Annotated in this window: 1 protein-coding gene; it reads left to right on the top strand. The window is 35.9% G+C overall.

The window, feature by feature from the left end:
* A partial coding sequence (locus BHE89_RS17760; protein WP_128860682.1) for a S8 family peptidase occupies window positions 1–1172 on the top strand: 1172 nt, incomplete at its 5' end.
* Window positions 1173–1232 lie beyond the last annotated feature (60 nt).

Genomic DNA, 1232 nt, shown 5'->3' with positions numbered 1-1232 from the left:
TAATTCCAGTAATGTCATTTACTCATCAATTACCGCCCCAAAATTATATTGATTCTGTTTCAATAAACTTTAATGATCTAAATAAATATTATTATCTTAATTTACCAGAGGAGTATCATTATTCTTTAGATGAAGTGATTAATGAATTACAACAACATCCTGATATTGAATATGTACAAGCGGTACCGATACAACCTATTGAACCTCCTAATGTTACACCTAACTTAACTCAATATCAGCAATACTTAAATACACCAGAAAAAACGATAAATATTAATAAAGTTACAGGACTAGGAATTAGCGAAGCATGGAAACAAGAAGCATATGGGCAAGGAATACAAGTTGCTGATATTGAATGGGATTTTAATCTTTCTCACCATGATTTATCAACGGATAATATTACATCATTATTACCATTTAATGAAAGAACGGGACAGGCCGATCATGGAACGGCGGTTGCGGGATTAATTATGGGAAAAAATGATGGCAAAGGGATCACTGGACTTGCTTATAAATTAGACATGTTCTATGCCATTTCTGAATTAACTTGTGGACGTATTGATGCAATCATTGCCAGTAAACGCATATTACATGCGGGTGATATTGTTTTATATGAAATGCAGACAATTTGTGAACATCAAGCTTACGTACCCGCAGATTATGAAATGCATATTTGGGAAGCGACTCGCGCATTAACAGATGCGGGAATTATTGTGATTATGGCCGCAGGAAATGGGGGAGTCGATCTGGATTCACCGGCTTATGACAGTTATCGACAACGCCATGATAATAACTCAATACGTGTTGGTGCAGGTTCGCCTTATACATTAAACCGATTGCCTTTCTCAACGCATGGTTCACCTATTCATGTACAAGCGTGGGGAGAGGATGTTGCAACAGCGGGCTATGGCGATCTCTTTCGAAGTGATGATAATCATACTTATACGGCTAATTTTAGTGGAACATCGTCAGCTAGTGCGTTAGTTGCGGGAGCCGTTGCAGTGATCCAATCTTGGTATAAAGACCATACAAATAGTGTGTTAACGCCGATACAAATGCGTGACTTATTAATAAAAACAGGCACTTTTCCACTGATAAATGAAAAAATTGGTCCTTTACCTAATGTGGATAATGCAATTCTGTATTTAAAAAAATTAATAAAACGTCATTAAGTTTTAATCGTTAATTAATACCTTTTAAACACCTTCTAAATTATTTAGGAGGTGTTAATT

The sequence above is a fragment of the Shigella sp. FC1967 genome (genome assembly GCF_001743005.1).
GTDB lineage: Bacteria > Pseudomonadota > Gammaproteobacteria > Enterobacterales > Enterobacteriaceae > Proteus.
Note: the sequence above shows the minus strand (reverse complement) of the source record. Positions and strands in the feature narration are given on the sequence as shown.